23 protein-coding genes are annotated in these 23093 nt (G+C 73.8%); 15 read left to right on the forward strand and 8 right to left on the reverse strand.

Features of this window, described 5'->3' with window-relative positions:
• Positions 1 to 24 precede the first annotated feature (24 nt).
• Entirely contained in the window at positions 25 to 684 is a 660-nt protein-coding gene (locus ACZ6AQ_RS23040; RefSeq protein WP_388695058.1) for a response regulator transcription factor, read from the forward strand.
• 37 nt (positions 685 to 721) lie between these two features.
• Here ACZ6AQ_RS23040 and ACZ6AQ_RS23045 read toward each other — a convergent pair whose 3' ends face one another.
• Positions 722 to 1234, reverse strand: a complete 513-nt coding sequence (locus ACZ6AQ_RS23045; RefSeq protein ID WP_468761838.1) for a MarR family winged helix-turn-helix transcriptional regulator — start codon at positions 1232 to 1234, stop codon at positions 722 to 724.
• Between the two features lie 91 nt (positions 1235 to 1325).
• Here ACZ6AQ_RS23045 and ACZ6AQ_RS23050 point away from each other — a divergent pair, with 91 nt between their 5' ends.
• The 4 genes from ACZ6AQ_RS23050 (at position 1326) to ACZ6AQ_RS23065 (ending at position 5464) form a co-directional block, all read left to right on the forward strand.
• On the forward strand, positions 1326 to 2426 hold the full coding sequence (locus ACZ6AQ_RS23050) for an ABC-2 transporter permease (protein ID WP_468761840.1): 1101 nt from the start codon (positions 1326 to 1328) through the stop codon (positions 2424 to 2426).
• A gap of 102 nt (positions 2427 to 2528) precedes the next feature.
• Positions 2529 to 4025: a DUF2252 domain-containing protein gene (locus ACZ6AQ_RS23055; protein WP_468761842.1), complete on the forward strand. Its 1497-nt coding sequence runs from the start codon at positions 2529 to 2531 to the stop codon at positions 4023 to 4025.
• A 42-nt stretch (positions 4026 to 4067) separates the two neighbouring features.
• Entirely contained in the window at positions 4068 to 5063 is a 996-nt protein-coding gene (locus ACZ6AQ_RS23060) for a hypothetical protein (RefSeq protein WP_468761844.1), read from the forward strand.
• Between the two features lie 56 nt (positions 5064 to 5119).
• Positions 5120 to 5464, forward strand: a complete 345-nt coding sequence (locus ACZ6AQ_RS23065; RefSeq protein ID WP_388695048.1) for a rhodanese-like domain-containing protein — start codon at positions 5120 to 5122, stop codon at positions 5462 to 5464.
• Positions 5465 to 5605: 141 nt separating this feature from the next.
• Here ACZ6AQ_RS23065 and ACZ6AQ_RS23070 read toward each other — a convergent pair whose 3' ends face one another.
• From ACZ6AQ_RS23070 to paaA, 5 genes are all read right to left on the reverse strand, one after another.
• On the reverse strand, positions 5606 to 6694 hold the full coding sequence (locus ACZ6AQ_RS23070) for a 2Fe-2S iron-sulfur cluster-binding protein (RefSeq protein WP_468761846.1): 1089 nt from the start codon (positions 6692 to 6694) through the stop codon (positions 5606 to 5608).
• Positions 6695 to 7192 carry a 1,2-phenylacetyl-CoA epoxidase subunit PaaD gene (gene paaD, locus ACZ6AQ_RS23075; RefSeq protein ID WP_468761848.1) on the reverse strand — a complete coding sequence of 166 codons (498 nt, stop codon included), beginning with the start codon at positions 7190 to 7192 and terminating at the stop codon, positions 6695 to 6697.
• On the reverse strand, positions 7186 to 7893 hold the full coding sequence (gene paaC / locus ACZ6AQ_RS23080; protein ID WP_468761910.1) for a 1,2-phenylacetyl-CoA epoxidase subunit PaaC: 708 nt from the start codon (positions 7891 to 7893) through the stop codon (positions 7186 to 7188). Before paaC ends, paaD begins: the two co-directional genes overlap by 7 nt.
• 86 nt (positions 7894 to 7979) lie before the next feature.
• Positions 7980 to 8267 carry a 1,2-phenylacetyl-CoA epoxidase subunit PaaB gene (paaB, locus tag ACZ6AQ_RS23085; RefSeq protein ID WP_467388611.1) on the reverse strand — a complete coding sequence of 96 codons (288 nt, stop codon included), beginning with the start codon at positions 8265 to 8267 and terminating at the stop codon, positions 7980 to 7982.
• Complete coding sequence (gene paaA / locus ACZ6AQ_RS23090) at positions 8264 to 9280, reverse strand: 1,2-phenylacetyl-CoA epoxidase subunit PaaA (RefSeq protein WP_468761850.1); 1017 nt, start codon at positions 9278 to 9280, stop codon at positions 8264 to 8266. Before paaA ends, paaB begins: the two co-directional genes overlap by 4 nt.
• A gap of 112 nt (positions 9281 to 9392) precedes the next feature.
• Here paaA and ACZ6AQ_RS23095 point away from each other — a divergent pair, with 112 nt between their 5' ends.
• From ACZ6AQ_RS23095 to ACZ6AQ_RS23105, 3 genes are read left to right on the forward strand one after another with little or no spacing between them, the layout of a single operon-like run.
• Positions 9393 to 10232, forward strand: a complete 840-nt coding sequence (locus tag ACZ6AQ_RS23095; protein WP_468761852.1) for a DUF5819 family protein — start codon at positions 9393 to 9395, stop codon at positions 10230 to 10232.
• The gene (locus ACZ6AQ_RS23100; RefSeq protein ID WP_468761854.1) at positions 10229 to 11500 is read left to right on the forward strand and encodes an HTTM domain-containing protein; all 1272 of its coding nucleotides are present in this window, start codon (positions 10229 to 10231) and stop codon (positions 11498 to 11500) included. The genes ACZ6AQ_RS23095 and ACZ6AQ_RS23100 overlap by 4 nt, the downstream gene beginning before the upstream one ends.
• Positions 11497 to 12192: a TrmH family RNA methyltransferase gene (locus ACZ6AQ_RS23105; protein WP_468761856.1), complete on the forward strand. Its 696-nt coding sequence runs from the start codon at positions 11497 to 11499 to the stop codon at positions 12190 to 12192. The genes ACZ6AQ_RS23100 and ACZ6AQ_RS23105 overlap by 4 nt, the downstream gene beginning before the upstream one ends.
• A gap of 39 nt (positions 12193 to 12231) precedes the next feature.
• Here ACZ6AQ_RS23105 and paaN read toward each other — a convergent pair whose 3' ends face one another.
• Positions 12232 to 13929 (reverse strand): phenylacetic acid degradation protein PaaN, encoded by a 1698-nt coding sequence (paaN, locus tag ACZ6AQ_RS23110; protein WP_468761858.1) that lies wholly within the window; start codon positions 13927 to 13929, stop codon positions 12232 to 12234.
• Positions 13930 to 14053: 124 nt separating this feature from the next.
• On the opposite strand from paaN, the gene ACZ6AQ_RS23115 reads away from it, so the two are divergent.
• Positions 14054 to 15715 carry a 3-hydroxyacyl-CoA dehydrogenase gene (locus ACZ6AQ_RS23115; RefSeq protein WP_468761860.1) on the forward strand — a complete coding sequence of 554 codons (1662 nt, stop codon included), beginning with the start codon at positions 14054 to 14056 and terminating at the stop codon, positions 15713 to 15715.
• Positions 15712 to 16302, forward strand: a complete 591-nt coding sequence (locus tag ACZ6AQ_RS23120; protein WP_388695027.1) for a TetR/AcrR family transcriptional regulator — start codon at positions 15712 to 15714, stop codon at positions 16300 to 16302. The genes ACZ6AQ_RS23115 and ACZ6AQ_RS23120 overlap by 4 nt, the downstream gene beginning before the upstream one ends.
• 63 nt (positions 16303 to 16365) lie before the next feature.
• Here the strand turns inward: ACZ6AQ_RS23120 and ACZ6AQ_RS23125 are convergent, their stop codons facing one another.
• A complete protein-coding gene (locus ACZ6AQ_RS23125) occupies positions 16366 to 16884 on the reverse strand; it encodes an Lrp/AsnC family transcriptional regulator (RefSeq protein WP_468761912.1) in 519 nt (172 codons plus the stop codon).
• A gap of 192 nt (positions 16885 to 17076) precedes the next feature.
• Between ACZ6AQ_RS23125 and pdhA the strand changes: the two genes are divergently transcribed.
• From pdhA to ACZ6AQ_RS23150, 5 genes are all read left to right on the forward strand, one after another.
• The gene (gene pdhA, locus ACZ6AQ_RS23130) at positions 17077 to 18234 is read left to right on the forward strand and encodes a pyruvate dehydrogenase (acetyl-transferring) E1 component subunit alpha (RefSeq protein ID WP_468761914.1); all 1158 of its coding nucleotides are present in this window, start codon (positions 17077 to 17079) and stop codon (positions 18232 to 18234) included.
• Positions 18234 to 19280 carry an alpha-ketoacid dehydrogenase subunit beta gene (locus ACZ6AQ_RS23135; protein WP_468761862.1) on the forward strand — a complete coding sequence of 349 codons (1047 nt, stop codon included), beginning with the start codon at positions 18234 to 18236 and terminating at the stop codon, positions 19278 to 19280. The genes pdhA and ACZ6AQ_RS23135 overlap by 1 nt, the downstream gene beginning before the upstream one ends.
• Complete coding sequence (locus ACZ6AQ_RS23140; RefSeq protein ID WP_468761864.1) at positions 19280 to 20704, forward strand: dihydrolipoamide acetyltransferase family protein; 1425 nt, start codon at positions 19280 to 19282, stop codon at positions 20702 to 20704. The genes ACZ6AQ_RS23135 and ACZ6AQ_RS23140 overlap by 1 nt, the downstream gene beginning before the upstream one ends.
• Before the next feature lie 146 nt (positions 20705 to 20850).
• Positions 20851 to 21702, forward strand: a complete 852-nt coding sequence (locus ACZ6AQ_RS23145; protein WP_468761866.1) for an NTP transferase domain-containing protein — start codon at positions 20851 to 20853, stop codon at positions 21700 to 21702.
• On the forward strand, positions 21699 to 23084 hold the full coding sequence (locus ACZ6AQ_RS23150) for a molybdopterin molybdotransferase MoeA (protein WP_468761868.1): 1386 nt from the start codon (positions 21699 to 21701) through the stop codon (positions 23082 to 23084). Before ACZ6AQ_RS23145 ends, ACZ6AQ_RS23150 begins: the two co-directional genes overlap by 4 nt.
• The last annotated feature ends 9 nt before the right edge of the window (positions 23085 to 23093 follow it).

Genomic DNA, 23093 nt, shown 5'->3' on the forward strand with positions numbered 1-23093 from the left:
TACCGGAGCCGTGGGGGAGTAGCTGTGGCAGGGCAGCCCATCAGGGTCGTGATCGCCGACGACGAACCGCTGATCAGGGCCGGGATTCGCATGATCCTCACCTCCGACCCGGAGATCGAGGTCGTCGGGGAGGCGGCCGACGGACGGGCCGCGGTGGAGGCGGCGCGGGCGCACGCCGCCGACGTGGTGCTGCTCGACATCCAGATGCCGGTCCTCGACGGCCTCTCGGCACTTCCGGAACTGCGGCGGGCGGTGCCCGCGGCCCGGGTCGTCGTCCTGACGACCTTCGGCGAGCGGGAGAACGTGCTGCGGGCGCTCGAACACGGAGGCGCGGGTTTCCTGCTCAAGGACACGGCGCCGGCGGAACTGATCGCAGCGGTGCGGGCGGCCGCGGCGGGAGACGCGTACCTGTCCCCGGCGGCGACCCGCCATGTGGTCGAGCGACTCGCCACGGGACGGGAGGCGGCCCGCGCCGAAGAGGCGCGGGGACGGGTGGCGGCGTTGAGCGACAAGGAGCGGGATGTCCTCGCGCTGCTCGGGGAAGGGCTCTCCAACGCGGACGCGGGGAAGCGGCTGCACATGAGCGAGGGCACGGTGAAGACGTACGTGAGCCGCATCCTGGCCAAACTGGACTGCGAGAACCGGGTCCAGGCGGCCCTGCTGGCCCGGGACGCGGGACTGTAGGGAGCCCGGAGACCGGGCGGCGTCCGGGGCGGGCTCTTCAGTGTGAGGGGTGACCCGGGGGACGGCTCGTTCCGGTGTCGCTGTGACCGGCGCCGTCGCGGTCGGGGCCGCTGTGATCGGTGCCGTTGTAACGGAGCAGGTACGTGGCGAAGCGGGCCAGGTCCTCGGCCGACCAGTCGCTGAGTCGTTCCTGATAGGCGGCGTGGCGGTTCGTCCGGGCCGAGGAGAGGATCTCCGCGCCAGCCTCCGTGGCGTGGAGGACCTGTACGCGGTGGTCGTCGGGGGCGGGACGGCGCTCGACGAGGCCCAGCTTCTCCAGACCGGCGACCTGGCGGCTGACCGTCGACTTGTCCAGCAGGTAGTGGGCCGCGAGATCGGTGGCGCGGCAGCCGCGCCGCTCCTCGATGTGGGCGAGGAGCGTGTAGGAGACGAGCGGAATCTCGGGGTGGATCCGGGCCGCGGCGGCGCGGGCCCGGCGGGCGAAGGCCGTCAGTTCCCGCTGAATGACGTCCAGGGACGCTTCGCGGGGTGGTTGCGCGCCGCCGGTCATGGGGGCTCCCTCGTCGTCGTGCGGGCTCCGTTCGCCCACTGCGGCCTTTCAGTTGTATAGTACAACGGTTCTCTAGTTGTAAAAGCCAACCATGGAGGTCTCGGTGTCCTCAGGACCGAACACCAAGGGTGCGTTGAAGCACGTCCTCGGACATCTGCTCACCCCCCTGCTGATGTGCATCGGCATGGGTCTCGCCTACCTCGGCGCCTTCCACTCCCCCGAGCCCCACGACCTGCGCGTCGACGTCGTCGGCTCCGGCCCCACCACCCAGGTCCTCGCCCAGACCCTCCAGGACAAGGGAGCGGGCGCCCTCGACGTCCGCACCGTCGCCGACCGGGAGAGCGCCGTCACCGCGCTGCGCGAGCAGCACAGCTTCGGCGCCTACCTCCCCGGCGAGAAGCCCGAACTCCTCGTCGCCTCCGGCTCCTCCGACACCAGCGCCATGGCGGTCGAGAAGGTGTTCACCAAGGTCGCCGCCGCGCAGGACGCGCCCCTGAAGGTCACCGACGTCGCCCCCACCGCCTCCGGCGACCCCACCGGCCAGGGGGTCTTCTTCCTCCTCGTCGCCCTCAGCATCGGCGCGTACGCCTCGGTCGCCGTCATCGGCGGCGCCGGAGCCGCCCTGCCCATGCGGATCAGGGCCCTCCTCGCCGCCGGGATGTCCCTCGTCGTCAGCCTGATCGGCACCGTCTTCGCCGGACCGGTCTTCCACCTGGTCGACCGGGGACTCGGCGGGGTGTGGGCGATGTCCTGGCTGTACGCGGCGGGCATCCTGATGGTCGGCATCGGCCTGCACACCTTCCTGCGCCGCTGGACCACGCTCGGTGTGATGGTGCTCTTCGTCATGCTCAACTTCACGAGCTCCGGCGGCATCTACCGGCCCGAGCTCCAGCCCGGCTTCTTCGGCGCCCTGCACGCCTTCTGGAACGGCGCCGGCTTCGTCGAGGGCGTGCGTTCCCACGTGTACTTCGGCGGCCACGCGCTCGGCGGGAACATCCTCGTCCTCGCCCTCTGGCTCCTCGCCGGTGTCGCTCTCGTCGTCCTCGCCGGTCTCACGGAGTCCCGTCGGGCGAAGGAAGCCGCCGGGGCGCCGACCGCCGGACACGCGGAGAAGACCGGGGCCGGGACCACGGCCGGGACCGGCTCCGACGAGGAGGCCGAGGAGGAGATGGAGGAGGCCGTCGCGGTCTGAGGACTTGTCCACAGGGGCTGTCCACAGGGGAGGCGGCCGGCCGGTCGCGGGGGTAGCGTCGGGCCGAACGATGGTGGACATCGCATCGGGGGAGGACGTCCCATGGACGTGATCAGGACCGTCGTGCCGGAACAACGGGGTACGGACGGAGCACCGTACGGGACGACGGGCAGGCCGTCGTACGGGATGCCCGGCGAGGAGCGCATCCCGTACGTGCCGGGGTTCGCGCGCCGACCGGTCGCGGGGACCGAGGTCTCTCCCGGGGCGCGGGGCAGGAAACTGCGCGAGCGGGTGCCCCGCTCCTCGCACGACCGGCAGGGCCTTCCCGCCGGCCGTCCGGACGCCGTACGCGCTGTCGAGGAGTCGAACCTCGGCCGGGTCCCGGAACTGACGCCGATACGGGTGGGCAGGATGGCGGCGAGCCCCTTCGCCTTCCTGCGCGGATCCGCCGGGCTGATGGCCCAGGACCTCGTCGGAACCCCGGTCACCGGGATCGCGGCCCAGATATGCGGCGACGCGCACGCGGCCAACTTCGGTCTCTACGGGGACGTCCGCGGCCGGCTCGTCATGGACCTCAACGACTTCGACGAGACCGTCGTCGGCCCCTGGGAATGGGACCTCAAGCGGCTCGCCACCTCCCTCGTCCTCGCCGGCCGGGAAACCGGCGCGAGCGAGGAGGACTGCCGGGCCGCCGCCTTCGACACCGTCGGCGCCTACCGGCGCACCATGCGCCTGCTCGCCCGGCTTCCCGCCCACGACGCCTGGAACGCGATCGCCGACGAGGAACTCGTCTCCCACGCCGACGCCCACGACCTCGTCGGCACCCTGGAGAAGGTCTCCGCCAAGGCGCGCAACAACACCAGCGCCCGGTTCGCCGCCCGGTCGACGGAGGCCGTGGCGGACGCCGAGGGAGGCGGCCGCAGGTTCGTCGACGCTCCCCCGGTGCTGCGCCGCGTCCCGGACGCAGAGGCGGCCCGGGTCACCGCGTCCCTCGGGCCGTACCTGGAGACCGTGTCCGAGGACCGGCTGCCGCTCCTCGCGCGGTACGCCGTCCACGACGTGGCCTTCCGGGTCGTCGGGACCGGCAGCGTCGGCACCCGCTCCTACGTCGTGCTGCTCCTGGACCACCGGGGCGAGCCGTTGGTGCTCCAGGTGAAGGAGGCCCGCCCCTCGGCCCTGCTGCCCCACCTGCCGGCCGCGGGCTTCACGGCGCAGGACGCGGACCACGAGGGGAGGCGCGTGGTGCTCGGGCAGAAGCGGATGCAGGTCGTCAGCGACCATCTGCTCGGCTGGACCTCGGTCGAAGGGCGCCCGTTCCAGGTGCGGCAGTTCCGCAACCGCAAGGGCAGCGTCGACCCCGCCGCGCTCACCACCGGCGGGATCGACGACTACGGGCGGATGACCGGGGCCCTGCTCGCCCGCGCCCACGCCCACAGCGCCGACCCCCGCCTGATATCCGGCTACTGCGGCAAGAACGAGGAGCTGGACGAGGCCGTCGCCTCCTTCGCCGTCCGGTACGCGGACCGCACCACCGCCGACCACGCCGACCTGCTCTCCGCCGTCCGTTCCGGTCGGGTGGCGGCCGAGCTCGGCGTCTGACTTCCGGCCGGGAGCGGCGCATCGCCCCCTTACGCTGGGAGGGTGACGACCCGGAACGAGGACAGCGACGTGGACCAGGGCCAGGACGGCGTCGAGAACGCGGCCGGCGGCCCGGCCGACGCACAGCCGCACACGGAGACGGATGCCGGTCCCGTCCCGCGGGAGGGGGCCGGCGAGGCTGCCGAAGCCGGTACCGCCACCGGCACCGTTGATGGAGCCGGAGCCGGAGCCGGAGCCGGAGCCGGAGCCGGAGCCGAGGCCGACGAGCGGCCCGAGGCGCGGCTCGAACGTGCCGTGCGGGTGGCCGAGCAGGCGCTGATCGAGTTCGAGATCGCCGTCGAGACCTTCCGGGTCGAGGTGGAGAACTTCTCCCGGCTGCACCACCAGAAGCTCGGTCCGATGTACGCGCGGCTCGACGAGCTGGAAGCGCTGATCGCCGAGGCCCGGGCGGCCCGCACCGGTGACGCGGAGGACCTGCGACGGGCGAGGGAGGCGCGGGCGGCGGTCCTGCCGATGCCCGGGGTGGAGGAACTGTTCCACGACTGGGCCGACACCGACGGCCTCTCCCCCGAGGCGGCGGCGATGCTCACCGGCCGTCCGGTGCAGCCGCCGAAGCGGGTCCGGCCCGGCGAGGAGGCCCGCAGGCTCTACCGCGAGCTGGCCCGCAAGGCCCATCCCGACCTGGCCCGCGAGGAGGACGAGCGGAAGCGGCGCGAGGAGTTCATCACGCGGGTGAACGCCGCCTACGCCCGCGGGGACGAGGCGCTGCTGCGGGAGCTGTCCGCCGAGTGGGAGGCCGGCCCGGCGCCGGCCGAGGAGCGGCTCAGCGAGAGCGAGGAGCTCTACGCCCGTCTGGAGTGGCTGGCGGAGCGCAAGGACATGCTGTCGGCGCTGGCGCGCGAGCTGGAGGAGAGCGCGATCGGCGCGATGCTGCGGATGGCGCCGGACGACCCGGACCGGCTCCTGGAGGAGATCGCGGAGCAGCTGCTCGCACAGGTCTCCGAGCGGGAGAACGAGCTGTCCGGGCTCGTGCAGTAGGTTTTTCCGTGAGTCCGGGTGCCTCCCGGCGGTTCCGACGAGAGAAGGTCAGTCCCATGAACGTCTCCCCGCTGCCCTCGGTGGACGTGGCATCCGTGCCCGCCGATGCCCTGGTGCTGGACGTCAGGGAGGACAACGAGTGGGCCGCCGGTCACGTCGAGGGCGCGGTGCACGTGCCGATGAGCGACTTCGTGGCCCGTTTCGGCGAGGTCACGGAGGTCCTGTCCGAGCGCGGCCGGGCCTATGTGATGTGCCGGGTCGGCGGCCGGTCGGCGCAGGTCACGCAGTACCTGGTCCAGCAGGGCTTCGACGCGGTGAACATCGACGGCGGGATGCTCGCCTGGGACGGAGCCGGGCGCCCGATGGTGACCGAGAACGGCAGCCCGGCCTTCGTCCTCTGATCTTCCCCCGGAGGCCCGGCCCCCCGTGCGAGGGGCCGGAGCGCTGTTCGACAGCGCGGGCACGGGCACGGGCACCGGCACCCCGGCCCCCGTGCGGGGGCCGGGGCGAACGGTCGTGGACTTTTCCGGCGGGTGGAGCCGTCAGCGGTCGAAGTCCAGCTCCACCCCGGCGGTGACGGGCCGGGACTGGCAGGCCAGGACGTATCCGGCGTCGGTCTCCTCCGGCTCCAGCGCGAAGTTGCGATCCATCCGCACCTCCCCGTCGACGACGAAGGCGCGGCAGGTGCCGCACACCCCGCCCTTGCAGGCGTAAGGGGCGTCCGCGCGGGCCCGGAGCACGGTGTCGAGAAGCGTCTCTCCCCGTTCCACCGGCCAGGTGCCGGAACGGCCGTGCAGGGTCGCGGTCAGGGTGGCGTGCGCGGGGGCGTCGGCCGCCGGGGCCACCACGGTCGCCGAGCCGTCGTCCACGTGGAAGATCTCCTGGTGGACCCGGCCGCGATCGACCCCCAGGTCGCGCAGCGCCCGCTCGGCGCTCCGCACCAGCCCGAACGGACCGCAGAGGAACCAGCCGTCGACGTCGCCGACCGGCAGCAGCGCGGGCAGCAGCGCGGTGAGCCGGTCCCGGTCGAGCCGCCCGGACGGCAGCCCCGCCTGCTGCTCCTCCCGGGAGAGCACGGTGACCAGCTGGAACCGGTCGGGGTAACGGTCCTTGAGGTCGGCCACCTCGTCCAGGAACATCGTGGACGCGGCGGTGCGGTCGCTCCGGACCAGACAGAACCGGGCCTCCGGCTCACGGGCGAGCAGGGTGGCCGCCATCGACAGGACCGGAGTGATGCCGCTGCCGCCGACGACGGCCGCGAAGCGGCCGGGACGCGGGGCGAGCGTGAAACGGCCCCGGGGCTCCATGACGTCGACCAGGTGCCCGACGGCCAGCTCCTTGAGCGCGTAGGTCGAGAACGCGCCGCCGTCCACGAGCCGGATGCCGACGCGCAGGACGGGAGGCTCACCGGTCGGGGCGGCCGGGGCGCAGATCGAGTACGTGCGCCGGACCTCCTCGCCCCGCTCTCCGGCGCGCCGCAGGGCGAGGTGCTGGCCGGGCACGTGCCGGTACGCCTCCTGGAGGTCGGGCGGAACCTCGAAGGTGACGGCCACCGAGTCGTCCGTGAGCCGCTCGACCCCGCTCACCCTGAGCGGGTGGAATCCGGCCCGCCCGGCCCCTGAGGTCACCATCTACAACTCCTTGAAGTGGTCGAACGGCTCGCGACAGGCGGTACAGCGGCGCAGCGCCTTGCACGCGGTGGAGGAGAAACGGCTCAGCAGTTCGGTCTCGGTGGAGCCGCAGTGGGGGCAGCGGATCGCCAGGGTCAGGGGCACGGGCCCGCCGGAAGGGCCCTGCGGACGGGGTGGGGCGATGCCGAACTCGGTGAGCTTGCGCCGTCCCTCCTCGCTGATGTCGTCGGTGGACCAGGCGGGGGCGAGGACGGTGACGACGGAGACCTCCGGGACCCCGTGCTCGTGGAGCGCGCGCTCGATGTCCGAGGACATGGCCTCGATCGCCGGGCAGCCCGTGTAGGTCGGGGTGAGGGTGACCTCGACCCGGCCGGGGCCGGTCACGTGAACGCCCCGCACGACGCCCAGCTCCTCCAGGGTGAGGACGGGGAGCTCCGGGTCGGGGACGGCGCCGGCGACCCGGCTCAGCTCCTCCTCCAGGGGCGTCCTGGTCACCACGACGCCCCCGGGTGGCTGCGGTGCAGGTGCTGCATCTCGGCGAGCATCCGCCCGAAGGACTCCGTGTGCAGGCCCTGCCGGCCCGCGCCCGCGCTCCAGGCACCGGTGCGCGGCCCGGTGGGAACGTCGAGCGTGGCCCGTCCGAGGACGCCCGTCACCGACTCCAGCCAGGCGCTCTCCAGCTCTGCGGTGTCCACGTCGAGCCCTTCGACGGGCTGGAACAGTTCGCCCGTGTACCGCCACAGGGCGTCGCAGGCGCGTCGCATCCGCTCGTGGCTCTCGGCGGTGCCGTCGCCGAGGCGCAGCGTCCACTGTTCGGCGTGGTCCTGGTGGTAGGCGACCTCCTTGACGGCCTTGCCCGCGAGACCGGCGAAGGGGCCGTCGCCGGAGGCCAGCCGGCCGTACAGGAGACGCTGGTAGGTCGAGAAGTACAGCTGCCGGGCGATGGTGTGGGCGAAGTCCCCGTTCGGCTGCTCGACGAGCTGGACGTTCCGGAAGGAGCGCTCCTCCCGGAGGTAGGCCAGCTCGTCCTCGTCGCCGACGAGGGAGAGCAGGACGCGGGCCTGGCCGAGCAGGTCGAGCGCGATGTTGGCCAGGGCGACCTCCTCCTCCAGGACGGGGGCGGAACCGGCCCACTCGCCCAGGCGGTGGGAGAGGACGAGGGCGTCGTCCCCGAGGGCGAGTGCCGCGCCGACGGGCACGGCGGCGGCGCCCTCCCGGTTGTCGGTGCCCTCCCGGCTGTCGGCACCTTCCCGGGCGGGGGTGCCCTCCCGGATGTCGGGGGTGCTCACAGGTGCTTCACCCCCTCCGGGATCTCGTAGAACGTCGGGTGGCGATAGGGCTTGTCCGCCGCCGGGTCGAAGAAGGGGTCCTTCTCGTCGGGCGAGGAGGCGGTGATCGCCGCGGAGGGGACGACCCAGAGGGAGACGCCCTCGCTCCTGCGGGTGTACAGGTCCCGGGCGTTGCGCAGGGCCATCTCCGCGTCGGGCGCGTGGAGACTGCCCGCATGGGTGTGGGACAGTCCGCGGCGGGAGCGCACGAACACCTCCCACAGCGGCCAACCGTCGCTCGTCATCCCTGTGCCTCCCGGTGCTTCCCGTGGTGCTTCTGCGCGTGGGCCGCCGCCGCTTCCCTGACCCAGGCGCCGTCCTCGTGGGCCCGGCGCCGCCTGCTCAGCCGCTGGTCGTTGCAGGGGCCGTTCCCCTTGAGGACGTCCCAGAACTCGGTCCAGTCGATCGGGCCGAAGTCGTAGTGCCCGCGCTCCTCGTTCCACCGCAGGTCGGGGTCGGGGAGGGTGAGGCCGAGCGCCTCGGCCTGCGGGACGGCGATGTCCACGAAGCGCTGCCGCAGTTCGTCGTTGGTGTGGCGCTTGATCTTCCAGGCCATCGCCCTGGCCGTGTGGGTCGACTCGTCGTCCGGCGGGCCGAACATCATCAGCGAGGGCCACCACCAGCGGTTCACCGCGTCCTGCGCCATGGCGTGCTGGGCCTCGGTGCCGTTCGACAGGGCGAGCAGCGCCTCGTACCCCTGGCGCTGGTGGAAGGACTCCTCCTTGCAGACCCGGACCATCGCGCGGGCGTAGGGGCCGTAGGAGCAGCGGCACAGGGGGACCTGGTTGGTGATCGCGGCGCCGTCCACCAGCCAGCCGATCGCGCCTACGTCGGCCCAGGTCAGCGTGGGGTAGTTGAAGATCGAGGAGTACTTCTGGCGGCCGGTGTGGAGCTTGTCGAGCAGCTCGTCACGGCTGGTGCCGAGGGTCTCCGCCGCGCTGTACAGGTACAGGCCGTGCCCCGCCTCGTCCTGCACCTTGGCCATCAGGATCGCCTTGCGCCGCAGCGAGGGGGCCCGGGTGATCCAGTTCGCCTCGGGCTGCATGCCGATGATCTCGGAGTGGGCGTGCTGGGCGATCTGGCGGACGAGCGAGGCGCGGTAGGCGTCGGGCATCCAGTCGCGCGGTTCGATGCGCTCGTCGGCGGCGACGGCGGCGTCGAACACGGCCTCGCGGGCGGCCTGCTCCACCGCCCCGGCCTCGCCCGTGGCGCCGGGTGCGGTCGTGCCACCTGCCGTCCCTGCCGTCATTGCGGTCATCGGACCCCCTACCGACCGATCGTTCGGTTGAATGACTCCAATGGTGAGTCGGCGGCCCGTATGGTGTCAACCCTGGGGATGACCGGGGCGGGCCGATCGGGATCGGGGCGGGATGGACGCGTACGTCGAGAAGGAGACGTCCGGGACGGACGACGACGACCGCCACCCGTCCCCGGCGGACCCGCTGCCCGCGCCCCCGGGCCCCCCGGCCGCCCCTCCGCACGCGCCGTCCCCCGTGGACGCCGCTCCGGCGGCCGGGACCGGCATCACGGCCCTGTCCCTGCCCTACCAGGTGGTCGTCGCGGTCGCGCTCGCCGTCACCGGGGTGTTCGCCTGCGTCCACCTGGCAATGGTCTTCCTGCACGTGGCGCCGTCCAACACGCTGACCAAGCGGCACGGCCAGGCCGTGGACGACTGGATCTACCCCGAGTTCGAACAGAACTGGAAGCTCTTCGCGCCCAACCCGCTCCAGCAGAACGTCTCGGTCGAGGTCCGCGCCGAGGTCGCCACCGCCGGCGGCGGCCACCGGACCACCGGCTGGATCGACCTCACCGCCGGGGACGTCGGGGCGGTCCTCCACCACCCGATGCCCAGCCACGTCCAGCAGAACCTGCTCCGCAGGGCCGTGGACTTCTACTTCACCTCGCACTCCGACGACCTCCGTCCCAGCGGGTCGCGCGGTCACCTCTCGGAGGAGTACATGCGCCGGATCGTGATGCTCCGGCTCGGCGACCTGCCCTCCCTCGACGGCGCCGACGTGCGGCGCGTCCAGCTCCGTACCGTGACCCGGCCCGTCGCCGGCCCCGCGTGGAACCCCGAGAACCCCGAGAGCACGGAGAGCGCCGTGCGGCCGGAGCCCTCTCCCTCCTACCGCCCCCTCCCGTGGTGGCGGATCACCGACGCCGACCGGCCCGCCGGGAGCGGCCGGAACCGCGCGGAGACCACCCGATGACCCTCCCGAACCCGGCGTCCCGGCCGGACCCCGCGACCGCCCCTCCGGACGCGCGCACCCGCGAGTCCGTCGACCGCCGGCTCGCCCGCGCCGTCCAGACCGTCACCGGACGCCCCCTCGGCCCGTACCAGGCCGCGATCGTCCGGATCGGCTTCTCGCTGACCTGGCTGCTCTTCCTGCTGCGGGAGCTGCCGCACCGGCACGAGCTGTACGGTCCCGACGCTCCCTGGTCCTGGGACCTCGCCCGCCGACTGATCGCCCAGAACCGTTCCTTCAGTGTGCTCATGTGGTCGGACGGGCGCCTCTGGTTCGAGTGCGTCTACGGGCTCGCGGTGCTCTCCGCCGTGCTGCTCCTGGTGGGCTGGCGCACCCGGGCCGTGTCCGTGGTCTTCATGGCCGGGGTCCTGTCGCTCCAGAACCGGTCGGTCTTCGTGGGCGACGGCGGCGACAACGTCCTCCACCTCGCCGCGATCTACCTCGTCCTGATCCGGTGCGGCCGGGTCTGGTCCCTCGACGCCCGCCGGGAGGCCCGTGATGACCGGGCCGCCCGTGCCGGGGAGCCGCCGCGCCGCGACCCCACCGGGCCGTTGCTGTGGGCCGTGCTCGGCGGCTTCCTCATGGCCGCCACCCGGTTCGGCGACGTCACCGGGGAGTGGTGGGTCCCGGTGCTGCTGTGGGTGCTCTGGCTGGGGAACGCGCTGTGGTGGCTGGTCCGCCGGCACGCCCCCGGAGAGCCGCGCGTCCTGCTCGACGCCCTCGCGAACCTCGCGCACAACGCCGCCCTCCTCGTCCTCATGGCGGAGGTCTGCCTGATCTACGCCACGGCCGGCTGGTACAAGATCCAGGGTTCGCGCTGGCAGGACGGCACCGCGCTGTTCTACCCCCTCCACCTCGACCACTTCACCCCCTGGCCCGCGCTCTCCGGACTGCTCGCGTCGAGCGGGATCATGGTGATGGCGCTGTCCTACGGAACGGTGATCGTCCAGGTCGCCTTCCCCTTCACCCTCTTCAACCGCAAGGTCAAGAACGTCCTCCTCGTGGCGATGATGCTGGAGCACGCCGGCATCGCCCTGCTCCTCGGGCTGCCGGTCTTCTCGCTCGCGATGATCTCCGCCGACGCCGTCTTCCTCCCGACGGCCTTCCTGGTGGCCCTGGGCGCCCGGGTGGCCGGGGGCCGGGACCGGTTGCTGCGGCGGGCACCGGGCGGGAGGTTGCCCGGACAGCGCCGTACGGGTGAGGAGCGCGGCCCCCGTACCCTCGTCGGGTGAGCACCACCGAAGAGAAGCCCGGACCGGAGAAGCCCGGACCGGAGACGGCCGGGGAGCCGGTCCAGTACGACGAGGGGTTCGGCACCGAGGTCGGTGTCGGCCCGCATCCGGAGCCGTGGCCCCGGGACGAGCGGTACGACCCCGAGCTGCTGGCCGGCGGAGACCGGCGCAACGTCGTCGACCGCTACCGGTACTGGACCCGGGAGGCGGTCGTCGCCGACCTGGACACCCGGCGCCACGACTTCCACGTGGCGGTGGAGAACTGGGGCCACGACTTCAACATCGGCTCGGTGGTACGGACCGCCAACGCCTTCCTGGCGAAGGAGGTCCACATCGTGGGCCGGCGCCGCTGGAACCGGCGGGGCGCCATGGTCACCGACCGCTACCAGCACGTCCGCCACCACCCGGACACCGAGTCGCTGACCTCCTGGGCGGCGGCCGAGGGCCTGCCCGTCATCGGCATCGACAACCTGCCCGGCGCCGTGCCGCTGGAACGGACCGTCCTCCCCCGCCGCTGTGTGCTGCTCTTCGGCCAGGAGGGCCCCGGGCTCACCGAGGAGGCCCGCGCCCACGTGGAGACGGTCTGCTCGATCGCCCAGTTCGGATCGACCCGCTCGATCAACGCGGGAGCGGCCGCCGCCATCGCCATGCACGCGTGGATCCAGAGGTACGCCGAGATCGGGACCCCCTGAGGCGGCGGGGCCCGGCGGGCCCCGCCGCGCACGGGACGGTCACGCCTGGCGGCGGACCTCCACCACCCGGAAGCGGTTGGCGACGAAGGCGCCGTCGCACAGGGCCGCGTTCGCGGCCGGGTTCCCGCCGGAGCCGTGGAAGTCGGAGAACGCCGCCGTCTGGTTCACGTACACCCCGCCCGTGAGGTTCAGCGAGAGCTGGGCCGCCTCCTCCAGGCAGACCTCCTCCACCGCCCGCTCGATCTCCTCCGAGGTCGTGTACGCGCCGACCGTCATCGCGCCCTTCTCGCGGACCGTGCGCCGCAGCAGCTCCAGGGCGTCCGCGGTGGAGTCCACCGCGACGGCGAAGGAGACGGGGCCGAAGCACTCCGAGGAGTACGCGTCCCGGGCCTCCGGCTTGGAGGCGTCCAGCTTCACGACGAGCGGGGTGCGGACCACGGCGTCCGGGAACTCCGGGTTGACCACCTCGCGGGAGGCGAGCGCCACCTCCCCGAGTCCGGCGGCGGCCTCCAGACGTGCCTTCACGTCCGGGTTGACCAGGGCGCCGAGCAGGCCGTTGGCGCGGGCGTCGTCCCCGAGCAGGCCGTCGACCGCCGCCGCGAGGTCGGCCACCACCTCGTCGTACGACTTGGGTCCCTGATCGGTGGTGATGCCGTCGCGGGGGATCAGCAGGTTCTGCGGGGTGGTGCACATCTGGCCGCTGTAGAGCGACAGCGAGAAGGCCAGGTTGGCCAGCATGCCCCTGTAGTCGTCGGTGGAGTCCACCACGACCGAGTTGACGCCGGCCTTCTCGGTGTAGACCTGGGCCTGGCGGGCGTTGGCCTCCAGCCAGTCGCCGAAGGCGGTCGAACCGGTGTAGTCGATGATCCGGATCTCCGGGCGCACGGCCAGCGTCTTGGCGACGCCCTCGCCTGGGCGCTCGGCGGCGAGGGCCACCAGATTCGGGTCGAAGCCCGCCCCGGCCAGGACCTCGCGGGCGATCCGGACGGTGAGGGCGAGCGGCAGGACCGCGCGGGGGTGGGGCTTGACCAGGACCGGGTTGCCGGTGGCGAGGGAGGCGAACAGGCCCGGATAGCCGTTCCACGTGGGGAAGGTGTTGCACCCGATCACCAGGGCGACGCCCCGGCCGACCGGGGTGAACTCCTTGCTCAGCTCCAGGGGGTCGCGCTTGCTCTGGGGCTTGGACCAGCCGGTCCGTCCGGAGGGAGTGCGGGTCTGCTCCGCGTACGCGTACGCCACGGCCTCCAGACCCCGGTCCTGGGCGTGCGGGCCGCCGGCCTGGAACGCCATCATGAACGCCTGTCCGCTGGTGTGCATGACGGCGTGGGCGAACTCGTGGGTGCGGGCGGAGATCCGGGCCAGGATCTCCAGGCAGACCAGGGCGCGGGTCTCGGCCCCGGCGTCCCGCCAGGCGCCCGTCCCCGCGCGCATGGCGGGGAGCAGGACGTCGAGGTCGGCGTGCGGGTACTCGATGCCCAGCTCCGGGCCGTACGGCGAGACCTCGCCGCCGGTCCAGCCGTCCGTACCGGGCTGGTCCAGCTCGAAACGGGTGTGCAGCAGGGCCCGGTACGCGGCGAGCCCCGCCGCCGCGTCGAGCGAGCCGTCCGCCCCGTACGCCTTCGGGTGTTCGGGGTGCGGCGACCAGTAGGCACGGGTGCGGATGGTGTCGAGCGCCTGGTCGAGCGTGGGCCGGTGCTTCTCGGCCAGACGGTCGGCGGTCGGCTGGACGGTGGCCATGGGTGGACCAACTCCTCGTCGAGCTGGGCAGGGAGACACGTACGGAGTTAGAGTAACCGAACGATCGGTCGGGACAAGGGGGGCCGTCGAACCTGTGGAAAACCCATCGGGGAGGATCACCCCCATGAGAGCCGACGTGACCGTCAGGGGGAGCGACGACGTGACCGCCAGCGAATCCGCCACCGGGGAAGCCGTGGAACAGAGCCGTGCGGAGGCCGTGGAGCCGGGACCCGCCGTGGAGCCCGAGCCCGCCGTGGAGCCGGGACCCGCCGTGGAGCGGCACCGCACCGTCGCCGTCGTCGGCACCGGGACCATGGGGCAGGGGATCGCCCAGGTCGCCCTGGTCGCCGGCCACCCCGTGCGCCTCTACGACAGCGCCCCCGGCAGGGCCGGGGAGGCCGTGGCCGCCCTCACCGCCCGCCTGGACCGCCTCGTGGAGAAGGGGCGCCTGGACGCCGGCGCGCGCGAGGCGGCCGCCGGGCGGCTGCACGCGGCGGCGGAACTCTCCGAACTGGCGGACGCCGCCCTCGTGATCGAGGCGGTCGTCGAGGACCTCCCGGTCAAGCGACAGCTCTTCGCGGATCTGGAGGAGGTCGTCGGGGACGACACCGTCCTCGCCACGAACACCTCCTCCCTCTCCGTCACCGCCGTCGCGGGAGCCCTGCGGCTGCCCGGCCGCTTCGTCGGGCTGCACTTCTTCAACCCGGCGCCGCTGCTCCCCCTCGTCGAGGTCGTCAGCGGCTTCGCCACCGATCCGGAGACCGCCACGCGCGCGTACGCGACGGTGAAGAGCTGGGGCAAGACCCCGGTGCGCTGCGCGGACACCCCCGGCTTCCTCGTGAACCGGATCGCGCGCCCCTTCTACGCCGAGGCGCTGCGGGTCCACGAGGAGGGCGCGGCCGACCCGGCCACCATCGACGCTGCCCTGCGCGAGAGCGGCGGCTTCCGCATGGGCCCGTTCGAGCTGACCGACCTGATCGGCCAGGACGTGAACGAGGCCGTCACCCGGTCGGTGTGGGAGTCCTTCCACCACGACCCCAAGTTCACCCCGTCGCTCGCGCAGCGCCGGCTCGTCGAGTCGGGGCGGCTCGGCCGCAAGACCGGGCACGGCTGGTTCCCGTACGCGGAGGGCGCCGAGCGGCCCGGGCCGCACACGGCGCCCCCGGCGGAGGCGCCCGCGCGGGTCACCGTCCGGGGCGACCTGGGACCGGCCGAACCGCTGGTGGGGCTCTTCGAAGAGGCCGGGATCACGGTCCGGCGGCGCACGGTCGGCAGCGGTTTCATCGAGCTGCCGGACGGCACCGCGCTGATGCTCACGGACGGGGAGCCCGCCTTCGAGCACGGCCGTGAGAACGTCGTCCTCTTCGACCTGGCCTTCGACTACGCGCGCGCGGGCCGGATCGTGCTCTCCGCCCGCGAGGACATCGCGCCGGAGAGGCTCGCCGGGGCGGTGGGTCTCTTCCAGGCCCTCGGCAAACAGGTGTCCGTGATCGGCGACGTGCCCGGCATGATCGTCGCCCGCACGGTCGCGATGCTGGCCGATCTCGCGGCCGACGCGGTCGACCGCGGGGTCGCCACCGCCGAGGACGTCGACACGGCGATGCGGCTCGGGGTCAACTATCCGGCCGGACCGCTGGAGTGGGCCGCGAGCGTCGGCCACCAGCGCGTGTGCGAGCTGCTCAGGACGCTGCACGAGTGGTACCCGACGGGGCGGTACGCGCCGGGCGTCGGTCTCGTGCGCCGGGCGTACGACGAGGAAGCCCGGACGGGGAAGGACTCCCGATGACCACGGCGAAGCGCGACACCTACACCCCCGAGACGCTGCTCTCGGTCGCGGTGCGGATCTTCAACGAGCGCGGTTACGACGGTACGTCGATGGAGCACCTGTCGAAGGCGGCGGGCATCTCCAAGTCGTCGATCTACCACCACGTGACCGGCAAGGAGGAGCTGCTGCGACGGGCGGTCAGCCGCGCGCTCGACGGCCTGTTCGCGATCCTCGACGAGCCGGGGGCCGGGCGGGGCCGGGCCGTCGAGCGGGTCGAGTACGTCACGCGCCGTACCGTCGAGGTGCTGATCGCGGAGCTGCCGTACGTGACGCTGCTGCTGCGGGTGCGGGGCAACACGGGCACCGAGCGGTGGGCGATGGAGCGGCGCCGCGAGTTCGACCACCGGGTGGCCGAGCTGCTGAAGGCCGCCGCCGCCGAGGGCGACCTGCGGGCGGACGTGGACATCCGGCTCGCGACCCGGCTCCTCTTCGGCATGATCAACTCGCTGGTGGAGTGGTACCGGCCGCAGCAGGACCCCGCGGAGGAGCAGCAGCTGGCCGAGACCGTCGCCCGGCTGGCCTTCGACGGGCTGCGGACGGCTTCCTGACGGCCTCCCGGCGAACTCCCGGAGATCTCTCGGCGGACTTCCCGGTGGGCTCCGCCCCGCCCGTCAGGTCTCCCGGTGGTCCGGGTCGAGGTCGGTCTCCTCGAAGACCAGCAGGGTCCGGGTGGAGAGCACCTCCGGGATCGCCTGGAGCCTGGTGAGCACCAGTTCGCGCAGGGTCCGGTTGTCCGGGGTGTGCACCAGGAGCAGGACGTCGAAATCGCCGCTGACCAGCGCGATGTGCGCGGCTCCCGGCAGGGCCCGGAGCTGTTCGCGCACGGTCCGCCAGGAGTTCTGGACGATCTTGAGCGTGATGTAGGCGGAGGCGCCGTGCCCCGCCCGCTCGTGGTTGACGCGCGCGCTGAAGCCGCGGATCACGCCGTCGTCGACGAGCCGGTTGATCCGTGCGTAGGCGTTGGCCCGGGAGACGTGCACCCGCTCGGCCACGGAGCGGATCGAGGCGCGTCCGTCCGACTGGAGGATGCGCAGGATGTCGCGGTCGACGGCGTCCAGGGGACGTGCCGGAAAGGCCGGGACCGGCGTCGCGGGCGCCGGGGCGACGGCCTGTTCCCGCTCGTCGGCCATTTGTTCATCCGCCATGTGCCCCCGCCTCTCTCCGGTGGACGACCTGTGCCCATCCCAGGCTGTGGAGAACCGTTTGTCCACAGGCTGGAGGTGCCTGTAGCCAAAATGCCTCCACGACCGAACAATCGGTAGGTGAGGCGCACCACACTCGCGCCGCCCGTCTTCGGGTGTCATGCCCGCTCCCACGAGGAGGTGGACTCGTTGCGACAGCGCAGTTCGACAGTCCAAGAGCCGCCCGGTGCCGCCCGCGCCCACCGGACCCCCCCGCCGGCATGGCAGCCGCGCACCGACCCCGCCCCGCTGCTGCCCGACGCCGAGCCGCTGCGCGTGCTCGGCACGGCCGCCGCGGCCGACGCCGACCCCGCGCTGCTGCTGAGGCTCTACGCGGAGCTGGTCCGGGGCCGCCGCTACAACACGCAGGCGACCGCGCTCACCAAGCAGGGCCGCCTCGCCGTGTACCCGTCCACCACCGGCCAGGAGGCGTGCGAGATCGCCGCCGCGACGGCCCTGGAGGACCGGGACTGGCTCTTCCCCTCGTACCGCGACACCCTGGCGGCGGTCGCCCGCGGACTCGACCCCGTCCAGGCCCTGACCCTGCTGCGCGGCGACTGGCACACCGGTTACGACCCGCACGAGCACCGGATCGCGCCGCTCTGCACGCCCCTGGCCACCCAGCTCCCGCACGCGGTGGGACTCGCCCACGCCGCCCGCCTCAAGGGCGACGACGTCGTCGCCCTCGCCATGGTCGGCGACGGCGGCACCAGCGAGGGCGACTTCCACGAGGCGCTGAACTTCGCGGCCGTCTGGCAGGCGCCCGTGGTCTTCCTCGTCCAGAACAACGGCTTCGCGATCTCCGTGCCGCTCGCCAAGCAGACCGCCGCGCCCTCCCTCGCCCACAAGGCCGTCGGGTACGGCATGCCCGGCCGGCTCGTGGACGGCAACGACGCGGTCGCCGTCCACCAGGTGCTCACCGAGGCCGTGGCCCGCGCGCGGCGCGGCGGCGGGCCGACCCTGGTCGAGGCCGTCACCTACCGGATCGACGCCCACACCAACGCCGACGACGCCACCCGCTACCGCGAGGCCGCCGAGGTCGAGGCCTGGCGGGCGCACGACCCGGTCCTGCTCCTCGAACGGGAGCTGACGGAGCGCGGACTGCTGGACGAGGACGGCAGGCGCGCGGCGGCCGAGGCCGCCGAGACGATGGCCGCGGACCTGCGCGAGCGGATGAACGCCGACCCGGTGCTCGACCCGATGGACCTCTTCGCCCACGTCTACGCGGAGCAGACCGCGCAGCTGCGCGAACAGGCGGCGCAGCTGCGCGCCGAGCTCGAAGCCGAGGGTGAGGCGTGATGACGACCGCGACGACCGGCCCCCGGGCGGACGGAACCGGCGGGAGGGCCGGGAGGGCCAAGCCCGCCACGATGGCCCAGGCGCTCCAGCGCGCCATGCGCGACGCCATGGCCGAGGACCCGGCCGTCCACGTGATGGGCGAGGACGTCGGCACCCTCGGCGGCGTCTTCCGCGTCACCGACGGGCTCGCCGCCGAGTTCGGCGAGGACCGCTGCACGGACACCCCGCTGGCCGAGGCGGGCATCCTCGGCGCGGCCGTCGGCATGGCCATGTACGGCCTGAGGCCGGTCGTGGAGATGCAGTTCGACGCCTTCGCCTACCCGGCGTTCGAGCAACTGGTCTCCCACGTGGCCCGGATGCGCAACCGCACGCGCGGCACGATGCCGATGCCGATCGTCGTCCGCGTCCCGTACGGCGGCGGCATCGGCGGCGTCGAGCACCACAGCGACTCCTCCGAGGCCTACTACACGGCCACACCGGGGCTGCACGTCGTCACCCCGGCCACCGTCGAGGACGCCTACGGCCTGCTGCGCGCGGCCATCGCCTCCGACGACCCCGTGGTCTTCCTGGAGCCCAAGCGGCTCTACTGGTCCAAGTCCGACTGGTCCCCGGAGGCGCCCGCCGCCGTCGAGCCGATCGGCAGGGCCGTCGTACGGCGCCGGGGCACCGGCGCCACCCTGATCACCTACGGCCCCTCCCTGCCGGTCTGCCTGGAGGCGGCGGAGGCCGCGCAGGCCGAGGGCTGGGACCTGGAGGTCGTCGACCTGCGCTCGCTCGTGCCGTTCGACGACGAGACCGTCTGCGCCTCGGTGCGGCGCACCGGACGCGCGGTGGTGGTCCACGAGTCGACCGGTTTCGGCGGCCCCGGCGCGGAGATCGCCGCCCGGGTGACCGAACGCTGCTTCCACCACCTGGAGGCACCGGTGCTGCGGGTCGCGGGCTTCGACATCCCGTACCCGCCGCCGATGCTGGAACGGCACCACCTGCCCGGCGTGGACCGGGTCCTGGACGCGGTGGCGCGACTCCAGTGGGAGGCGGACAACTGATGGCCCGGGTACTCGAGTTCAAACTGCCCGACCTCGGTGAGGGACTGACCGAGGCCGAGATCGTGCGCTGGCTGGTCGCTGTCGGCGACGTGGTCGCCGTGGACCAGCCGGTCGTCGAGGTCGAGACGGCCAAGGCCGTGGTCGAGGTGCCCTGTCCGTACGGCGGCGTCGTCACCGCCCGGTACGGCGAGGAGGGCACCGAACTGCCCGTCGGTGCACCGCTCCTGACGGTCGCGGTGGGCGCCGCCGAGGAACCGGCGCCCGCGGACCCCGCCCCGGAGGGCGCCGCCGACGCCGCCGTGTCCTCGGAGTACTCGGGCAACGTGCTGGTCGGGTACGGCACCGCCGGGCCCGCCGCCCGGCGTCGGCGGGTGCGGCCTGCGGACCCGGCCCCCGCCCGGGCGACGGTGGCGGCGCCCGCCTCCGCCTCCGCGGCGGTCACGGCCCCCGCTCCCACGCCGGCCGGCACTCCCGCTCCCGCGCCGGCGACCGGAGCCGTCGACGGGCACCGGGGGCCCGTGCCCGTCATCTCGCCGCTCGTGCGGAAGCTGGCCAGGGACGGGGGGCTCGACCTGCGGCGGGTGCGCGGCTCGGGACCCGAGGGGCTGATCCTGCGGGCCGATGTCGAGCGGGCCCTCGCGGACCGGGAGAAGCCCGCCGACGCCCCGGCACCCCTCCTCGCCGTTCCTTCCGCCTCCGCCCCTTCCGGCACCGTTCCCTCCGGTACCGCTCCGGGTGCGGAGCGGATTCCGCTGCGCGGGCTCCGGGGCGCGGTGGCGGACAAGCTGTCCCGCAGCCGTACGGAGATCCCGGACGCGACCTGCTGGGTCGACGCCGACGCCACCGAGCTGATGGCGGCGCGGGCGGCGATGAACGCGGCGGGCGGGCCGAAGATCTCGCTGCTCGCGCTCCTCGCCCGGATCTGCGTCCACGCCCTGGCCCGCTTCCCCGAGCTGAACTCCACGGTCGACACCGCCGCCCGGGAGATCGTCCGCCTGCCGGACGTGCACCTCGGTTTCGCCGCCCAGACCCCGCGCGGTCTCGTCGTCCCCGTGGTCAAGGACGCGGGACGGCGGACGGCTGAGTCGCTGACGGAGGAGTTCGGGCGCCTGACCGAGGCAGCCCGGCGGTCCGCGCTCACCCCGGCCGACCTGACGGGCGGCACCTTCACCCTCAACAACTACGGGGTGTTCGGGGTGGACGGCTCCACGCCGATCGTCAACCATCCCGAGGCCGCCATGCTCGGGGTCGGCCGGATCGTCCCCAAGCCCTGGGTGCACCGGGGCGAGCTGGCCGTCCGCCAGGTGGTGCAGCTCTCGCTCACCTTCGACCACCGCGTCTGCGACGGCGGTACGGCCGGCGGCTTCCTGAGGTACGTGGCGGACTGCGTCGAACAGCCCGCCGTCCTGCTCCGCACGGTCTGACGGCACGCAGCCCGCTGTCGCGGCACGCGGCACGCGGAACCGGTTGCCGGGCCCGCCGGACGGGCCCGGTCCGGTTCGGATCCGGCCCGTCCTTCCCCGAGGGACGGACCGGACGCTCGTGGGGCCCGGCGGCCCATACTGCTGGGATGACCACCGCATACGACGCCGTCGTGCTCGCCGGGGGTGCCGCCGAGCGGCTCGGCGGCGCGGACAAGCCCGCCGTACGGGTCGGAGGGCGCACCCTCCTGGACCGCGTGCTCGCGGCCTGCCCCGACGCCGGACGGACCGTGGTCGTCGGAGACCCCCGGCCGACCGGCCGGCCCGTCCGCTGGACCAGGGAGGAGCCCCCCGGCGGCGGCCCGGTGGCCGCCCTCGACGTGGGGGCGCGGGAGACGGGAGCCGCCGTGCTGCTCGTCCTCTCCGCCGACCTCCCCTTCCTGGACGGAACCACCGTGCGGAGCCTCCTCGGCGCCCTGGCGGAGGAGCCCGGGACCGAGGCCGCGCTCCTCGTCGACGACGGGGGGCGGGAGCAGCCGCTCGTCGCCGCGTACCGGGCCGGGCCGCTGCGCCGGGAGCTGCTCCGGCTCGCGGACGAGCGGCACGGCCTCGCGCACCTGCCCCTGCGGCACCTCACGCGCGCGCTCCGTGTCACCCGGGTTCCCGGGGCCCCCCTCGCCTCGTTCGACTGCGACACCTGGGAGGACATCGCCACGGCCCGGGCCCGCATCAGGGAGCATGGGACCGTGCTGGACGAATGGATTACCGCAGTCAAGGACGAACTGGGCATCGAGCTGGACGTCGACACCGGCGTGCTGCTCGACCTGGCCCGCGACGCCGCCCACAACGTGGCCCGCCCCGCCGCGCCCCTGACCACCTTCCTCGTGGGGTACGCGGCGGCGCGAGCGGGCGAGAACGGCCCCGAGGCGGTCGCCGAGGCCGCCCGCAAGGCCGTGGCGCTCGCCCTGCGCTGGGAGTCCGAACAGGACGGAACCGGATGAGCCTGAAGGAGCCCGCCCCCACCGCCTCCGGGCCTCCCATAGATCCCGGAACCCCCGGAACCCCCGGGGCCGCCGCCGACGCGAAGGCCGAGCGGGCCTGCGGGGCGGTTTCCTGGCCCGACGCGCGGGCCGCCGCGAGCCGCGCCGGGACGGCCGCGCGGGCCGACCGGAAACCGCTGGGGCTCCCGCTCGGCCGGGCGCTCGGCCAGGTCCTGGCGGAACCGCTCCTCGCCCTCGTCGACCTGCCCTCCTTCGACACCTCCGCCATGGACGGCTGGGCGGTCGCGGGCCCCGGCCCCTGGCACGTCCGCGAGGCCGCCGCCGTCCTCGCCGGCCGCGCACCGGCCGCCGCCCTGGCCGCGGGGGAGGCGGTACGGATCGCCACCGGCGCCCCCGTTCCGCCCGGGACCACGGCCGTCCTCCGTACCGAGCACTCCCGGACCGGCCCCGGCGGCGGTACGGGGAACCTTCCGCTGCACGCCCTGCGCGAGGTCGTCGCCGGGCAGGACATCCGTCCCCGGGGACAGGAGTGCCGCTCCGGCGACGAGCTGCTGCCCGCCGGCACCACCGTGACCCCCGCCGTGCTGGGGCTCGCCGCCGCCGCCGGGTACGACGAACTCCCCGTGCCGCCCCGGCCCCGCGTGGAGATCCTGGTCCTCGGCGACGAACTCCTCGCGTCCGGTCTTCCCCACGAAGGGCTCATCCGGGACGCCCTCGGGCCGATGCTCGGCCCCTGGCTGGCGGCGCTCGGTGCGGACGTCCTGGCCACCCGCCGGATCGGTGACGACGCCGAGGAACTGCACGCGGCCGTCACCGGTTCGACGGCCGACCTGGTCGTCACCACCGGAGGAACCGCCGCGGGCCCCGTCGACCACGTCCACCGCGTACTCGACAGAGCCGGTGCCACCCTCCTGGTCGACGGGGTGAGGGTCCGGCCGGGACATCCGATGCTCCTCGCCCGCCTCGGAGCCGGCCCCGGGGAGCCCCGGCACGTACGCCACCTCGTCGGGCTGCCCGGCAACCCGCTCGCGGCCGTCTCCGGACTGCTCACCCTCGCCGCGCCCCTGCTCGCCGCCCTGGCGGCGGTCGAGGGCGGGGCCGGAGCGGGGCTCCGTTCTCTCGTGTCGTACCGTGTGGCCGTTCGGGACGAGGTGCACGGGCACCCCCATGACACGCGTCTCGTTCCGGTCGTCCACCACGGCGGGCAGGTCGTCCCGCTGCGCTACAACGGACCGGCCATGCTCCGCGGGATCGCCGCCGCGGACGCCCTGGCCGTCGTTCCGCCCGGCGGGGCCCGCCCCGGCCGCGAGCTGGACGTCCTCGACCTTCCCTGGCCGACGGCGGCGGGGTCCGTACCGGGCCAAGGAGCGTGTTTCACGTGAAACTTCCCA

Source organism: Streptomyces sp. NPDC041191 (assembly GCF_055591945.1).

Coding starts and splice junctions, on each gene's coding strand:
- ACZ6AQ_RS23140 (WP_468761864.1), top strand. CDS start 19,280: ATGGCCCGGGTACTCGAGTTCAAACTGCCCGACCTCGGTGAGGGACTG.
- paaB (WP_467388611.1), bottom strand. CDS start 8,267: ATGACGAGCGACGGTTGGCCGCTGTGGGAGGTGTTCGTGCGCTCCCGC.
- ACZ6AQ_RS23050 (WP_468761840.1), top strand. CDS start 1,326: ATGGAGGTCTCGGTGTCCTCAGGACCGAACACCAAGGGTGCGTTGAAG.
- ACZ6AQ_RS23095 (WP_468761852.1), top strand. CDS start 9,393: ATGGACGCGTACGTCGAGAAGGAGACGTCCGGGACGGACGACGACGAC.
- ACZ6AQ_RS23150 (WP_468761868.1), top strand. CDS start 21,699: ATGAGCCTGAAGGAGCCCGCCCCCACCGCCTCCGGGCCTCCCATAGAT.
- ACZ6AQ_RS23055 (WP_468761842.1), top strand. CDS start 2,529: ATGGACGTGATCAGGACCGTCGTGCCGGAACAACGGGGTACGGACGGA.
- ACZ6AQ_RS23115 (WP_468761860.1), top strand. CDS start 14,054: ATGAGAGCCGACGTGACCGTCAGGGGGAGCGACGACGTGACCGCCAGC.
- ACZ6AQ_RS23065 (WP_388695048.1), top strand. CDS start 5,120: ATGAACGTCTCCCCGCTGCCCTCGGTGGACGTGGCATCCGTGCCCGCC.
- paaN (WP_468761858.1), bottom strand. CDS start 13,929: ATGGCCACCGTCCAGCCGACCGCCGACCGTCTGGCCGAGAAGCACCGG.
- ACZ6AQ_RS23045 (WP_468761838.1), bottom strand. CDS start 1,234: ATGACCGGCGGCGCGCAACCACCCCGCGAAGCGTCCCTGGACGTCATT.
- ACZ6AQ_RS23100 (WP_468761854.1), top strand. CDS start 10,229: ATGACCCTCCCGAACCCGGCGTCCCGGCCGGACCCCGCGACCGCCCCT.
- ACZ6AQ_RS23125 (WP_468761912.1), bottom strand. CDS start 16,884: ATGGCCGACGAGCGGGAACAGGCCGTCGCCCCGGCGCCCGCGACGCCG.
- ACZ6AQ_RS23070 (WP_468761846.1), bottom strand. CDS start 6,694: ATGGTGACCTCAGGGGCCGGGCGGGCCGGATTCCACCCGCTCAGGGTG.
- ACZ6AQ_RS23120 (WP_388695027.1), top strand. CDS start 15,712: ATGACCACGGCGAAGCGCGACACCTACACCCCCGAGACGCTGCTCTCG.
- ACZ6AQ_RS23145 (WP_468761866.1), top strand. CDS start 20,851: ATGACCACCGCATACGACGCCGTCGTGCTCGCCGGGGGTGCCGCCGAG.
- paaA (WP_468761850.1), bottom strand. CDS start 9,280: ATGACCGCAATGACGGCAGGGACGGCAGGTGGCACGACCGCACCCGGC.
- ACZ6AQ_RS23135 (WP_468761862.1), top strand. CDS start 18,234: ATGACGACCGCGACGACCGGCCCCCGGGCGGACGGAACCGGCGGGAGG.